Source organism: Methanobrevibacter sp. (assembly GCF_015062985.1).
In the GTDB taxonomy this organism is placed as follows: Archaea; Methanobacteriota; Methanobacteria; order Methanobacteriales; family Methanobacteriaceae; genus Methanocatella.
The window spans coordinates 13,715-27,952 of the sequence record NZ_SUTI01000001.1 but is presented as its reverse complement, the minus strand read 5'-3'; the positions used below and the strand labels follow the sequence as shown (position 1 = coordinate 27,952).

Genomic DNA, 14,238 nt, shown 5'->3' with positions numbered 1-14,238 from the left:
ATAGTTTAAGGGAAGAATTTTCCCTTATTTCTTCATTGCTTTTTCAACGGCCACTGCAACTGCAACTGAAGCTCCGACCATAGGATTGTTTCCCATTCCTATTAGTCCCATCATTTCCACGTGAGCTGGAACTGATGATGAGCCTGCAAATTGAGCGTCTGAGTGCATTCTTCCTAATGTATCGGTCATACCATAGGATGCAGGTCCTGCAGCCATGTTATCTGGGTGAAGGGTTCTTCCTGTTCCCCCGCCTGAAGCAACGGAGAAGTATTTCTTACCTTGAAGGATGCATTCCTTTTTGTATGTTCCGGCTACAGGATGCTGGAAACGTGTTGGGTTTGTTGAGTTACCTGTGATTGATACGTCAACACCTTCGAGATGCATGATTGCAACACCTTCACGCACATCATCCGCACCGTAGCATCTTACCTTTGCCCTTTCACCATCGGAGTATGCTTTTTCCTTTACAACCTTAACTTCACCTGTGAAGTAGTCAAATTCTGTCTCAACATGGGTGAATCCGTTGATTCTTGAGATGATTAAAGCTGCGTCCTTTCCAAGACCGTTCAATATTACCCTCAATGGCTTTTCTCTGACTTCATTAGCGGAGTTTGCTATACCTATCGCACCTTCTGCGGCTGCAAAACTTTCATGACCTGCAAGGAATGCGAAACATTCACTTTCATCACTTAAAAGCATTGAAGCCAGGTTTCCATGACCTAAACCTACTTGCCTGTCATCTGCCACACTTCCCGGAATGCAGAAAGCCTGCAATCCTTCACCAATTGCTTTTGCAGCATCAGATGCCTTAACACATCCCTGTTTTATAGCAATTGCCGCACCTAAAGTGTATGCCCAGCATGCGTTTTCAAAACATATCGGCTGAACACCCTTAACGATTTCATAAGGGTCAAATCCTTTGTCAAGACAAATCTGTTTTGCCTCTTCGAGATCTTTTATTCCATATTTTTCTAGCACCGGAGTGATCTGGTCTATTCTTCTTTCATAACTTTCAAATAAGCTCATTTTATTCACTCCTTGGATCTATTTTTTTAACGGCATCATCAAATCTTCCATATTGGCCTGTTGCATTTTCAATTGCTTCAAGAGGTTCAACACCTTTTTTGATATTGTCCAACATGACTCCTAAGTTGATGTACTTATAGCCGATAATCTCATTGTCTTCGTCAAGCCCGATTTCTGTAATGTAGCCCTCTGTGAGCTCCAGGTATCTTGGACCTTTTTCTTTTGTAGAATAGATTGTTCCAATCTGGCTTCTGTGGCCTTTTCCCAAATCTTCAAGTCCAGCACCTATTTGAAGGCCTCCTTCTGAAAATGCAGATTGGGTTCTTCCGTAAACAATCTGTAAGAATAATTCACGCATTGCTGTATTTATTGCATCACAAACAAGGTCTGTATTTAAGGCTTCCAGAATAGTTTTTCCAACGAGTATTTCACCGGCCATAGCTGCGGAGTGAGTCATACCTGAACAGCCCAATGTTTCCACTAATGCTTCTTCAATAATTCCATCTTTAACGTTTAATGTTAATTTGCAGCATCCTTGTTGCGGTGCACACCAACCAATACCATGAGTGAAACCGGAAATGTCTGATATCTGTTTTGCTTTAACCCATTTTCCCTCTTCAGGAATTGGAGCAGGGTCGTGATTAGCACCTTTGCGAACAAGACACATATTTTCAATTTCAGTTGAATATATCATCGTTTTTCTCCAAAATTTTTTGCTGGTTTAATATATCTGCTTTTTAATTAATGTATTTTTGGAAAAAAATTATAACCATTTAAGTAATATGAAAATTATATTATCAAACAGGTGAGTATTTATGGATTTCATCTTAGTATTAGCAAAAATTCAACCAAAAGAAGGATGTCAGGACAGCATCATGGAACTTGCCGACGAATTAGTATATGAAACCCTACAGGAAGAAGGAAACATTGATTATCAATTGTTGTTATCATCCAAAGATGATTCAATGACATTTGTTGAAAAATGGGAAAGTCCTGAAGCACTTAAAAAACATATGAATTCACCACACTTCCTAAACTTTGGAGAAGAAAGCGGAGAATTTGTTGAAAATACCGACATCCAAGTAATCGGTGCTAATGAAATCGAATTTTAATTATTTTAATGTATAGATATTCTACTTTAAAAACTCTATTTTTTTTATTCTTTTTTATTATATGAAAAATTCATTTAACTAAATCAACTGTTTTTAAGATAACCTTCAAAATTATAATAGGCATCATTAATTTAAAGTGATTAAAATATCTTGGAAAAAAATATTTAATATGAGACATATATTTTCAACCATGAAAATATTCATCAACGCGGATAAAAGCAATCCCAACTCCTTAAAAACCAGAGAAAAATTGATTGGAATTTCCAAGGAGCTTGAAATTGATACCACAACTGAAATATCTGAATGCGATTTGATAATTTCAATTGGAGGCGACGGGACATTTCTCAAATCTGCAAGATTATCCTGTGAAAAACCTATAATAGGGATACATACGGGAACATTAGGCTTTTTAACAGAAATTGATTCAAACAACATTAGAAAATCCTTGATTGAAATTCTAAATAATGATTATCATATTGAAGAAAGGATGATGCTTGAAGGCGAGATAATAAGAAAAAACGGCGAAATAGAAAAAATCCCGCAGGCTCTAAACGAAATAGGAATTTCAAAAAATACCTTTGGAGTTGTTAGATTTGATGCAATAGTAGACGGTAAGCTTATAAATTCCTACACAGCAGATGGAATACTGGTCTGCACACCAACAGGTTCAACAGCATATAACCTCTCCTGCGGAGGTCCTATTGCAGATCCGACCGCACAAATCTTAACATTGACACCCATAGCACCACATAGCGTAATCAACAGAAGCATAGTACTGTCCGACAAGTCCACTGTTGAAATCAGATTAACAGAACTCAGGGACAACACAACATCCTTCGTATTATATGATGGGCTGCCTATTGAGGTGTTTAACGGGGATACCGTCAGAATAAAAAAATCAGAAAAACATACAAAAATAATTAAGCTTGAAGATAGAAGCTTCATCGATACTATACGCGAAAACATCAGTTAACGGTAATGCAGTCGTTAGGACAAATTGCCATACACACTTTACAGCTTTTACAGGCCTGGGCATTCTGAACCGCCGATACGTCATCCACTACCATTAAGACATTGTTTTGACATGCAATGCTGCATTTACCACATCCGTCACATTCCTGCGTGTTTATGTCAATATGGCAATCAGCAGTTTCATCTTCTTTTTTATTCTTATTTCTTCTAAATAATGAACCAAGACCCATATCAAGTCTCCAAAAAAATAGAAAAAGGGCAGGTTTAGAATTTTAAACCTAACTCATAAGCTTCTTTTAATTTGTCTTCCTGCTCTTCGGCTACGATTCCAGCAGGACCGGCGCTACCAGCATCTACATGACCAATCACTTCATAACCCATAAAGGTGAATGGTGAGAATTTGGTCATTTCAATATAATTTGCATAGGTTTCTTCCGGCTGGTTTTCAGTAAATATCAATGCTGCTTTTCCAGATAAGCTTTTATCAGGATTTTGACCTATGCTGTAGAAACGATCGATGATAAGTTTACCTTGAGCGGACATTTGACCGTAGTAAATAGGGGTTGCAAATATTACACCGTCAGCGGCCACCAATTCATCAAGGATTTTGTTTCCGTCGTCAGCACGTACACATTCCGGGTTTTCAGCGCAGTACATACATGCTTTACATGGAGCGATGTTTTCATTTTCCAAATAGAATTTGACAACTTCTCCTCCGTTTTCTTCAATTCCTTTAATCATTTCGTCCATCAATACGTCACAGTTTCCGCCTTTGCGCGGACTTGCCTGAAGTGCTACTATTTTCATTTAACTACTCTCCGAATTATTTTATAATTAATTAGATGAAGTTACATTCAATGAATCAATAATTCCTTTACAGGTATTTATAAAGTAATCACTGTTTTCATAAGGAATTTCAACTCCACTAATCAAATAATTTTTACCATCTTTACTGAAGTAGATGTCAGCATCATAGCCGTATACGCCTTCAATATACATGAAGTAAGAAGTCACACCGTTTTGGTCTATGGTATCATTTGATGTGTATCCCACATTAGCGAACGCATTATTAACAATGTCGGTAATATTTTGAGAACTATCTATTTCACTAACGTTTATCACCAAATTGTTTCTTTCATCTACTAAACTTACAACAGTATCATTCACTTTACTATCTGTAAAATTGCTTATTTTCTCAAAACTGCTTCCACCAATTGCAATTGTTGTATTATTTGCTATATCGGTTGAAGTTTGAGAATTGAAGCCTAACGGCAGCAAATTAATTCCCAGATAAATGACAACTAAAATTATTAGCAATGCATATAATTTTTTCATTATATATTCACCTGTTTATTATTATCTCATTTAAAGTATTTAAAATAATCATAATTTATTTAAAAATGTTCTAATAAAAGAATAAATATGAAACTGTCCAAATCCAAAGTTAACACATATCTTAAATGCCCTCTTGAATTCAAATTTCAATACATTGATGAAATTGAAGTTCCCAAAAACAAGTATATGACCTTGGGCAGTGACGTTCATTTGGTTGCAGAAAAGTTCGCTGACAAGTTCGGAGATGATTTGGACGGAGTGGATATCAGAAATGAACTTTTAAGGATTGCTCATGAAGAAAACATTGGATATGACCTAACGGAACACATCGATAATTTAGGTTCATTTTTTGAAGAGGTTTTCATAGAAAACGATTATAGGCTTTTTTCACAGGAGGAATACCTTCTTGATGAAGAAAACAGGTTTTCCGGAATATGTGATATTATTTTGGAAGATGAAAATGGAAATCTTGTTGTAATTGATTATAAGACTTCAAAATCCAGCTCGTTTTCAAAATACAGGCTTGAACTGTGCTACTATAAACTGCTTGTTGAGAATGTTTACGGAAGGAACGTTTCAAGCGTTGGAGTGTTCTTCACAAAAAACGGTCGTCTGCGCCTATTGGATATATGTGATGAGGACAACAAACGTAAATATTTGAATAACGATGAAATCCGAGATGCCGTTGATACAATGCATCATGTCAGAAATGAAATCAACAACTATAACTTCCCTGCCAAAAGACAGTTCTTATGCAGATACTGCACTTATAAACACCTTTGCGGCGAATATTAACCTTCACTTTTACTTGAATAAATCGCTTTGAAATCTTTGTAGAAAAAAGGGAAAATCACCACATTTTAAAAAATTGTAAATTCAATCATTGCAAATTCTTTAGATTTATTAAAATGGGAGCTGCAGAAAGCCCATTTATAATGAAAATTAATAAAAAAAAATGAAGTGAGGGTTATGCCTCAACTTCTTCAAAGTCGACTTTTTCACCAATTATCCTAAGCCCGATATACATTGCGACGATACCTACAGGAGTACAGATGTAGGAAGGTACGCCTAATCCTGCTGGGATGTAACCAATTAATATTGCAATACATGCTACATATACTGCATAGTAGATTTGTGTTTGAACATGGCCAATGTGGTTACAGCTGGTTCCCATAGACGAAAGAATTGTTGTGTCTGAAATCGGTGAACAGTGGTCTCCAAAGATCGCTCCGGTCAATACACCACTGGTACATACAATGGTGAATCCCATATCACCGGTACTTACTGCCCAGGCAAGCGGAATAGCCAAAGGCATCAGGATACTCATTGTACCGTATGCAGTTCCTGTCGCGAAGGAAATCAGTGCACCTAAAATGAAGATTAATGAAGGCACAATAAATTGAGGCAATGTATTTTTCAGCACCCCGACAAGATAATTTGCTGTACCGACATCGCCGATTACACCACCAAGTGACCATGCAAGGAGCAAAATTACTCCAGTAATTACAATGGTTTTCATACCCCCAATCCATTCGGAGATTGCATCTTCTATTGTGAGTATCTTTTCACCAACTGCCATAATGATAGAAACAATTGAAGCTAGAAGCGCTGCTTGGAAAAGAGCGACAGATGCGTCGGAAGCGGATAATGCTTCAAAAATACCGTTGAATGATAATGGGGATGTTTTCATTAAGGTGATGAGAGCTTGATCTTGTCCGCCTAAAATAGCAGTGTATCCGCTCCAATAGAATGCTATAAGAGCCCCTATAATGAGGGTGGAAATAGGAATGATCGCATTCCATACGCTTAACTTAATTCCTTCAACAGGTTTAACCTCATCAAATCCAGGTGCTTGAGGAACAATGATCGGTTCATCATCTTTTCTAGCACGGGCAGCTTGTTCTGCCTTTTTCATTGGTCCAAACTCATATAAGGTGAGTGCTGAAATCACAACGAAAAATAAAATAAATATGTTATAGAACCTGTATTGAATGGTCTGTAAAAATATTCCAAAACCGGTGACATTAGTTACTCCAACAGATTTGAAACCGGCGGCGATTAAACTGATTTCCAATCCAATCCAGGTGGAAATGATTGCTATACCTGCTACAGGAGCGGCAGTCGCGTCAACCACAAATGCCAATTTTTCTCTAGAGACTTTAAGTTTGTCCATTACTGGCCTCATGATAGGACCGACAATTAATGAGTTTGCATAATCGTCGAAGAATACAAATAATCCTAAAATCCAAGTGAACAGTTGAGCTTTTCTAGGGGTATCCGCTCTTTTTGCAAAAGCATCGGCAAGAGCTTTTGCTCCACCCATTTTGGTTATTAATTGGATAATACCTCCTATAAGCAAACATTGAAGAATAATACCTGCATTCCATGGGTCGGCCATACAAGAAATCACTTGAGAACCCATTTCTAAAAATGCATTGGTTATTGTGGAAATAATGTTTAAATCATTGCAGCATAGCATGAATTCCCCAACAAAAACACCGACAAACAAAGACAATATCGTTTCCTTGGTAATGAATGCCAACCCAATAGCTATAAGAGGAGGCAATAGTGTTAAAATACCGAAACGTGCAGAATTATCTGAACCTGCTGGTGCTTGGGAAATCAGTAAGGATAAAACAAATAATCCTATTATTGTAATAGCAACAATTAATCCCAATTTAATATTTCTATTCAAATTCATAATCACACCATTTTCCTTACATTTATTAAAAAAAATAATATTAAAAGTTATTAATTATCTACTTTTAACAAATAAGCCCATCGGAAACTTAAAGTTTTCAACGATAAACTTATCATATACATTTAATATTGTTTATGATAATATAAAAAGGTTAATGATTATTACAATCAACTAATCATGAAGTAGAAATATTTTTAAAAGCATAGAGGATAACATTCAAAAAATTAAAGATTATAAATCAGATTTAATATTCTCTATAATTTCTAAAACATATTCATCTTTTGCAAAATTTTCTAAATATGTCAAGCATATGTCAATGTGATTCATGTACAGATGATTATAGAAATAATTTTCAAAGTCTGTGTAGTCGACAATATCCATATGATACTTTTCCCAGAAATGCAGAGGATGTGTGTTCATAAATTCATATCCCCTTTCGGTTATTGAATCATCAATTAGATAACCCTGATTTTCCAAACAGTAACTGAGCTTTGGCCAGGAAATGTTATAGGTATTTTCGATTGTGAAAATTGCATACTCAAAATCAATTTTCTCATCGATTAGCTTGAGGAATTTATACATGATGAATCTGATGTCCTCCTTGAAGTCGCTTTTAGAGGTGTTTATTGATTTAATCAAATTTTCTTGCATCAGTTCAATGTCATAATCCAGATTGATGCCGCAGAAATGGCAGAATTTGTCATGGCTGTCGATTGGCATGCCACAGTAGGGGCAGACCTCATCATGTGATTTGATTGTTGGCTCAATATTGTTTTCGAACAGGTAAGCTAACCTGATCAGCAAAGATTCATTTAAAATCATTCCAGATTCATATTCCTCTTTAATCTGCTGTTTGATTTCAAGAGCCCTTTCATAAGTTACATGACCGTCATCTATCAGGGATTGGATATATTCTGACATCTCATCACCCTCACCGATTATTTCATCTATTGTATAATTCTTAACTGGCAGATTTTCCTCCAATTCCAAAATGACTTTCATGAATTCGACATCACTTTGGCAGAATGATTCCCTGATATTGGAAAAATATTCATCATCCATTTTCTGCCTATTTTCAATGCAGTCATAATGGACAATATCATAATTTAGAGGGGAACTGTATGCGACTATCCCCTTTTCCAGATCCAGTACATGAAAACAGGCACACATGTCCAAATCATAAAAATGGGTAGACAACTCGTCATTATCGTAAGGGGCATTTGATAGGACATGGCTTCCGGGAACAATGAATTCTATAGCGCTTACAACAATGCGGTCATTGACCTTTTGAGCAAAGCCATAGCTGATTAATGTTTCGACAACCAAGCGTGTCGGCTCCATTATGCTTGGCTTGCTGTAATTCCTCATCGTATCCTCAAGTTCCTCCAGAAAAATTCTATTGCCCCGAAATTCCGGAAGGATATAGATATTGCTCAGGGCAGCGGTCATGAACTCCCGTGAAAAGTCATAAGTGCAGAAGCCTACAACAAGATTTTCATAAACCAGTTCCTTGAACAGATTGCATTCGCTGTATTTCAAGATGAAATTTTCCTCTTCGATTGCATCATAAATGTAGGTATAGTCCTCCTTAAGAATTGAAATGATATCAAAGGAATCTTCACTTAATAATGCCTTTTGGGAATTGTCCTTTTTTTCAATAATGACTTTTTGCATAATTTTCCTCAAGTAAGTTTAAATTTAATTAAACTAATATTAAACTTCCCCATATTTAAAGTATTCGCCTGAAAATTTTGTTTTGACTAAAAAAATTATTTAAATTTAGTAATACCGAAAAATATGAATTTTGAAATGCCTAAAATCAGAATGAAAAATTAAAATAATACATATGCTAAAAATATGTATATGAATGTTTTACTTATCGGTGCCGGCGGTGTAGGATTGGGAATTGCGAGTTCCGTCATTTCACAGGGTGCAAACCTATCAATCTATGCGACCGGAAAGACTGCAAATGCCATCAGAGAAAATGGAATCAGAAGGACAGGACTCTTTACACATTACTCCTTTGAAGATATTGAGGTATTCGAAGAATATGGAGATATACCCAAAAACAGCTTCGATTATATTTTTATTGCAAGCAAGACAACGGCAAATGAGGAAATCGCCAGGAATCTGAATGAAAACAGGGATATCCTAAAAGAGGATACAAAAATAATTATTTTCCAGAACGGATTTGGAAATGATGAATATTATCTGAAATATTTCCCTAAAGAACAGGTATTTGTTGCACGTGTGATTACCGGTTTCACAAGACCTGAAAGGCACATCAGCGAAGTGACCGTATATACAGAACCTATTTTGCTTGGATCACTTCAAGATGAAGACCCTAAAGTCCTATCTGAAATTGCCGAAATGATAACCTCATCAGGAATCAAATGCGAAATAAACTATGAAATCGAGAAGTACCTTTGGGCCAAAATGCTATACAACTGTGCGCTTAATCCCCTTGGTGCCATTCTGGATGTCAACTATGGAAAGCTGACTGAAAATGAATATTCAAAAGAGATTATGAACAGCATCATCGATGAGATATTTGATGTCATTTATGCATCTGGATATTCGACATTATGGGATAATCCGGATGATTACAAGAAGTTGTTCTACTCAAAACTTGTTCCCGATACCTATAATCATTTTTCATCAACACATCAGGACATCAAAAGGAAAATAAAGACTGAAATCGATTCCTTGAATGGCAAGGTTATAGAACTTGGCGAGAAAAACAATATTGATGTCAGTACAAATAAAATTATCTATAACCAGATAAAAGCTATTGAAAGTGATTTTAGATAACCTTAACCTTTATATAGGTTAAAATCATAAATAGTATTGTTCATATTGTTATATACTATTTTTTTATAATATGAACAATGGTGATGGTTGAAATGAGCATTCGTTTGTATTCCTTTAGTGGTGTTTAGGAAGAGAATGTTCATTTGTTTTTAAAAAGATGACTTTTTTTAACGATTATTGAATTTTTATGGTGAAATAATGAGTGAATTAAAAGATTTAGTTGAAAAATTTATAGAACTTGACGATGATTTAAATGAAAAAATCGAAGCTGCCCTCGATGAAACAGATGAACTCGATGACTCCTTTGAAGAGGAAAACAGCGAACAGCTTGAAGAGCTTGGTGAAATCTATCATGAAATCGAACACAAGGTATTCAATGAAGAATTCATCATTGTATCAAATGCAAACAGCGAAGAAAAGGAAATCGTTGCATTAATCATCAGTGATGAGGAAGATGAAGCTGAAGAGTTTGTAATCCCTGTTTACACTGATGAAGAAGAAGCTGAAAAAGCAATCGAAACTTTCAAAGAGCAATTTGAGGAAAACGAATTCATATGCGATAAAAAAATAGGCAGTGAAATCGTTGCAGACTATGCTGAAGATGAAGAATTCCTTGGACTTGCCATTAACGCGCCTCAATGGGACTTTGTAATTGGTGGCGAAGATGTCCACGACTGCTGTGAATAAAAATGAATCCTAAAGATTACGAAGATTATCAAAAAAATAATGTAAAAGCTTCTAAAAGTCAACTGAAGGACTACATTCAGATATATGCCAATATGGTTAAAAAGCTTAAAAGCGAGGATGCAATCGAGCTTGAAAGTGTAAAGAGCAATATCCTTAAAGCTTACCCCGAAGAGATCTACTTCACATTGATTGACGAGCTTGAAAGGCCTGTAAAATTGACATTGACAGAAGAAAGCAAGGAATACATTATCCCTGTCTTTACAGACATCAGGGAATATGCTGTTGGAAGCGCTAAAATATCCAAATTATTTTTAGACAAACTGGAGATGAAGGTAATCTCACCTGAAGATATTGAAAAAATAGCTGATGAGGATGAATATTTCCAGGGCTTTGTAATCAATCCCCACTCTCAGAACTTCAACATGGACAGAAACGGGAGCTTTTAGATGAAACTCATATGCCCAACCATCGGTGAAGACCACGAAAGGGACTTCCTGGTTACAGGAAGCATTGATGATTTTAAGATTATCGTATTTTCCAGCCCTGAAGAATATGAAAAGGGTTTTGAATATCTGGAACTTGTTGACTATGAACCCTGTGAAGTGTCCTGCGAATTGTTCAGGGCGCTTTCAAAAAATGACGATGCCTTTTCAGGCATTATTTTAGATATCCACTCTAAAAACAAAATTATTTCAAAAAAAGAATTGTTGGAAGAATCATTCTGATTCTTCGCTTTTCTCTTCGGAGTTATCATTATTGTAATATTTATACCTGTAAGACATTTTGAATCCGCCGATGACCTCACGTTTAGGTCTTTTTTTACGTTTTATTTGAGGACCATTCATATTTCTAAAATTCTCTTGATGAGGTTTGGCCAGATTTCTATTTTCACGGTAGTATGTGGAATTTCTATGACGCTTATGTGGCGGATTGTACATTCTTTTTCTAAGTAAGCGCCTACCGCTTGTAACTAGTCTTATCACAAAATCACTTATCTTCTGTTTCTATTTAAATTTTTTGTAGCTGATTTGTCCAGTGTAGCCTGAATTTCATCAATTCTTTCAACTACAACTTTAATAGCTTGTTCTCCTTGACGAGTAGGATTGATACCTTGTTCAACAAGCAATGCATCTCTAATATCTCTTAATCTATCAATTGAATCAATTTTCATTATAGTACTATAAAACATTGATTAATTCCTCCATTATTAGATATGAATTTAATAATAAAAAAGTTTTATGATGAAAAAAATTCGGGCATGATTTTAAAATTTAAATAATACGAAATGAAATTAATTAATATGTTTGAAAAATTGCAAGTCATATATCTGGCCGGAGGTTGCTTTTGGGGAGTTGAAGCATTCATATCCAGATTGAAAGGAGTTAACCAGACAGAAGTGGGATATGCAAACGGCAGAGACCTGTCTCCAACATATGAGAAGGTCTGCACCGGAAGAACAGGGCATGCCGAAACCGTTAAGGTGACCTATAATCCAAAGATAATATCTTTAGATGAAATTCTGGAAAATTTCTATGGGATAATCGATCCGTTTTCCAGAAACCGTCAGGGAAATGATATAGGAACACAGTACAGGACAGGCATCTACTGGCAGGAGGAATGCCAAAAAGACATTGTCCTGAAATTTCTGAACAGAAAACAGAAAGAAACTTCAAAAAGAATTGCAGTGGAAGCCCATGCAATAAGCAATTTTTACCCAGCCGAAGCCTATCATCAAAAGTATCTGGAAAGAAATCCGCAGGGCTACTGCCATGTTGATTTAAATTCAATAGATGATGAAGAATTCAACCATCTATCACCTGAAGAGTATAGAATAACACAGCTTTCTATGACAGAAGCACCATTCAGCGGAAAATATGATGACTTTTTTGAAGATGGTGTATATGTGGATGTAGTTAATGGTGAAGTTCTGTTTTCATCAGATGACAAATTCGACTCAGGATGCGGATGGCCGGCATTCAGAAAAGCAATCGATGACAATGCAATAACAAAGAGCAGAGACTTTTCATATGGTACAACAAGGATTGAAATCAGAAGCGCCAAATCAAATTCCCACTTGGGACACCTTTTCCATGACGGGCCGGGAGGTTCTCCAAGATACTGCATAAATTCTGCAGCCCTTAAATTCATTCCAAAAGATGAGGTAGATGAATATCTGAAAAAATTAAATAACAATGAAAATTAAAAATAGATACAATGAAAATTGAAGAAATAACACATCCGGAACTGAAAAATCTTATTAATATGATTTATATGTACAGTGAAAACCAAAACGAAAGTGCAATTGAAAAAACTGAATGCCAAATAAAGGAATATATCAAAGATAAGGAATTCATCATTTCAATTGAAGAAGGCGAACCCGTTAAAATACCTTATGCCAATGACGGGGAATATCTGGTTCCAATCTTTACGGATGCACATGAATATGAAACAGGAATGCAGTATTTTTCACTTAATGTGATGGATGAGAATAAAGAGTATGCAATAGAAAAACTGGATTGCTATAAAAAATTAAAAGAAGATCCTAATTTCTTAGGATACATCGTAAATATAGCTCGCGTAAGCTATATCCTTAACATTAGTCTTTTGTGAATTTGTCCTGAATGTCTTTAACTATTTCAACAAATCTTTTTGAAACAGCATCATCAGGATCAAGCACTGAAATAACGGCATCCTTATTTGGTGCATCGGAAACTTTTTCTTCAATAGGCAAATCGCCTAAATATTCAATTTCCATCTCTTCAGCAAACAATTCGCCATTGCCTTTACCGAATATGTAAAGTTTTTCATCACAGTGAGGGCAAATGTAATATGCCATGTTTTCAATAAGACCTATATTTTTGATATTCATCAATTCAACCATCTTGACACATTTTAAAACATCCTCTTGTGATACGACGTTTGGTGTAGTGACCATTATGACCGCATCAGCATCTGGAATTGTTTGTAGTACGGTTAAAGGTTCGTCTCCTGTTCCAGGAGGGTTGTCAATGATTAAATAGTCAAGTTGTCCCCAATGTGCATCTGAAATTAACTGTTTGATTGCACCGGTTTTTTGAGGTCCTCTCCAAATGATAGGCCTGTCGATGCTGTCAATCAAAAATGCCATAGACATCACTTTCAAACCGCTCGGCAAAACTACCGGAAACATTGCATGCCTGTATTCTTCCTGTTTTGCTTTTATGAATTCTGCCTGTTCTTCGTCATTGTTGAATGTTTCTTTAGCCATTGCAGATTCTGTGATTTCCTTGAAAGTATCGAACTGGTATTGGTTGAACTCACTTTCAAGCATTTCAATACCCAACATCTTAGGAATGTTCGGACCGTGGATATCAGCATCCAATATTCCTGTCTTATATCCTAATTTTTGTAAAGTTTCAGCAATGTTTGCCGCAACGGTGGATTTTCCTACTCCTCCTTTTCCACTCATTACAACGATTTTATGCTTAATTTGACTTAAGTTTTTAGCAAGTCTCAATTCCTGCTCAATCATTTGTCTTTGTTGTTCCGGAGTCATTTGGCCTCCGTGACCGTGATGACCATGTCCATGCTCTGCCATTTTATCATCTCCCTATT

At 36.0% G+C, this 14,238-nt stretch carries 19 protein-coding genes; 9 read left to right on the top strand and 10 right to left on the bottom strand.

Annotation, left to right across the window (positions count from 1 at the left end; translation table 11 throughout):
- Positions 1-24: 24 nt before the first annotated feature.
- A complete protein-coding gene (locus E7Z77_RS00165; protein WP_292748839.1) occupies positions 25-1,026 on the bottom strand; it encodes a GGGtGRT protein in 1,002 nt (333 codons plus the stop codon).
- Between the two features lies 1 nt (position 1,027).
- Complete coding sequence (locus tag E7Z77_RS00160) at positions 1,028-1,720, bottom strand: hypothetical protein (RefSeq protein WP_292748837.1); 693 nt, start codon at positions 1,718-1,720, stop codon at positions 1,028-1,030.
- Between the two features lie 121 nt (positions 1,721-1,841).
- Between E7Z77_RS00160 and E7Z77_RS00155 the strand changes: the two genes are divergently transcribed.
- Together E7Z77_RS00155 and E7Z77_RS00150 are read left to right on the top strand one after the other, a co-directional pair.
- The gene (locus tag E7Z77_RS00155; RefSeq protein WP_292748835.1) at positions 1,842-2,138 is read left to right on the top strand and encodes a putative quinol monooxygenase; all 297 of its coding nucleotides are present in this window, start codon (positions 1,842-1,844) and stop codon (positions 2,136-2,138) included.
- Between the two features lie 169 nt (positions 2,139-2,307).
- On the top strand, positions 2,308-3,111 hold the full coding sequence (locus tag E7Z77_RS00150) for an NAD(+)/NADH kinase (protein ID WP_292748833.1): 804 nt from the start codon (positions 2,308-2,310) through the stop codon (positions 3,109-3,111).
- Here the strand turns inward: E7Z77_RS00150 and E7Z77_RS00145 are convergent.
- The 3 genes from E7Z77_RS00145 to E7Z77_RS00135 are packed head-to-tail and all read right to left on the bottom strand — an operon-like array spanning position 3,104 to position 4,445.
- Positions 3,104-3,340, bottom strand: coding sequence for a 4Fe-4S binding protein (locus E7Z77_RS00145; RefSeq protein ID WP_292748831.1), 237 nt, complete (start codon positions 3,338-3,340; stop codon positions 3,104-3,106). The two genes, E7Z77_RS00150 and E7Z77_RS00145, sit on opposite strands and share 8 nt — an antisense overlap.
- A gap of 34 nt (positions 3,341-3,374) precedes the next feature.
- Complete coding sequence (locus tag E7Z77_RS00140) at positions 3,375-3,917, bottom strand: flavodoxin family protein (RefSeq protein WP_292748828.1); 543 nt, start codon at positions 3,915-3,917, stop codon at positions 3,375-3,377.
- Between the two features lie 27 nt (positions 3,918-3,944).
- A complete protein-coding gene (locus E7Z77_RS00135; protein ID WP_292748826.1) occupies positions 3,945-4,445 on the bottom strand; it encodes a hypothetical protein in 501 nt (166 codons plus the stop codon).
- A gap of 87 nt (positions 4,446-4,532) precedes the next feature.
- Here E7Z77_RS00135 and E7Z77_RS00130 point away from each other — a divergent pair, with 87 nt between their 5' ends.
- Positions 4,533-5,240: a PD-(D/E)XK nuclease family protein gene (locus E7Z77_RS00130; protein ID WP_292748824.1), complete on the top strand. Its 708-nt coding sequence runs from the start codon at positions 4,533-4,535 to the stop codon at positions 5,238-5,240.
- Between the two features lie 172 nt (positions 5,241-5,412).
- Here E7Z77_RS00130 and E7Z77_RS00125 read toward each other — a convergent pair whose 3' ends face one another.
- Together E7Z77_RS00125 and E7Z77_RS00120 are read right to left on the bottom strand one after the other, a co-directional pair.
- The gene (locus E7Z77_RS00125) at positions 5,413-7,146 is read right to left on the bottom strand and encodes a Na+/H+ antiporter NhaC family protein (protein WP_292748821.1); all 1,734 of its coding nucleotides are present in this window, start codon (positions 7,144-7,146) and stop codon (positions 5,413-5,415) included.
- Positions 7,147-7,377: 231 nt separating this feature from the next.
- Positions 7,378-8,820, bottom strand: coding sequence for a zinc ribbon domain-containing protein (locus tag E7Z77_RS00120; RefSeq protein ID WP_292748819.1), 1,443 nt, complete (start codon positions 8,818-8,820; stop codon positions 7,378-7,380).
- 189 nt (positions 8,821-9,009) lie between these two features.
- On the opposite strand from E7Z77_RS00120, the gene E7Z77_RS00115 reads away from it, so the two are divergent.
- The 4 genes from E7Z77_RS00115 (at position 9,010) to E7Z77_RS00100 (ending at position 11,369) form a co-directional block, all read left to right on the top strand.
- Entirely contained in the window at positions 9,010-9,957 is a 948-nt protein-coding gene (locus E7Z77_RS00115) for a ketopantoate reductase family protein (RefSeq protein ID WP_292748816.1), read from the top strand.
- 198 nt (positions 9,958-10,155) lie between these two features.
- Positions 10,156-10,644, top strand: coding sequence for a hypothetical protein (locus E7Z77_RS00110; protein WP_292748813.1), 489 nt, complete (start codon positions 10,156-10,158; stop codon positions 10,642-10,644).
- Between the two features lie 2 nt (positions 10,645-10,646).
- Positions 10,647-11,090: a hypothetical protein gene (locus tag E7Z77_RS00105; RefSeq protein WP_292748811.1), complete on the top strand. Its 444-nt coding sequence runs from the start codon at positions 10,647-10,649 to the stop codon at positions 11,088-11,090.
- Complete coding sequence (locus E7Z77_RS00100; protein ID WP_292748808.1) at positions 11,091-11,369, top strand: hypothetical protein; 279 nt, start codon at positions 11,091-11,093, stop codon at positions 11,367-11,369. It abuts the gene before it with no gap.
- Here E7Z77_RS00100 and E7Z77_RS00095 read toward each other — a convergent pair.
- Together E7Z77_RS00095 and E7Z77_RS00090 are read right to left on the bottom strand one after the other, a co-directional pair.
- Positions 11,361-11,627, bottom strand: a complete 267-nt coding sequence (locus tag E7Z77_RS00095; protein WP_292748805.1) for a hypothetical protein — start codon at positions 11,625-11,627, stop codon at positions 11,361-11,363. The genes E7Z77_RS00100 and E7Z77_RS00095 overlap by 9 nt on opposite strands.
- An 8-nt stretch (positions 11,628-11,635) precedes the next feature.
- Positions 11,636-11,833: a hypothetical protein gene (locus E7Z77_RS00090; RefSeq protein WP_292748801.1), complete on the bottom strand. Its 198-nt coding sequence runs from the start codon at positions 11,831-11,833 to the stop codon at positions 11,636-11,638.
- A 96-nt stretch (positions 11,834-11,929) separates the two neighbouring features.
- Between E7Z77_RS00090 and msrA the strand changes: the two genes are divergently transcribed.
- Together msrA and E7Z77_RS00080 are read left to right on the top strand one after the other, a co-directional pair.
- Complete coding sequence (msrA, locus tag E7Z77_RS00085; RefSeq protein WP_292748798.1) at positions 11,930-12,847, top strand: peptide-methionine (S)-S-oxide reductase MsrA; 918 nt, start codon at positions 11,930-11,932, stop codon at positions 12,845-12,847.
- 11 nt (positions 12,848-12,858) lie between these two features.
- Positions 12,859-13,254 (top strand): hypothetical protein, encoded by a 396-nt coding sequence (locus E7Z77_RS00080; RefSeq protein ID WP_292748795.1) that lies wholly within the window; start codon positions 12,859-12,861, stop codon positions 13,252-13,254.
- Here E7Z77_RS00080 and E7Z77_RS00075 read toward each other — a convergent pair.
- Positions 13,241-14,221: an Mrp/NBP35 family ATP-binding protein gene (locus tag E7Z77_RS00075; protein WP_292748793.1), complete on the bottom strand. Its 981-nt coding sequence runs from the start codon at positions 14,219-14,221 to the stop codon at positions 13,241-13,243. The two genes, E7Z77_RS00080 and E7Z77_RS00075, sit on opposite strands and share 14 nt — an antisense overlap.
- Positions 14,222-14,238: the final 17 nt, after the last annotated feature.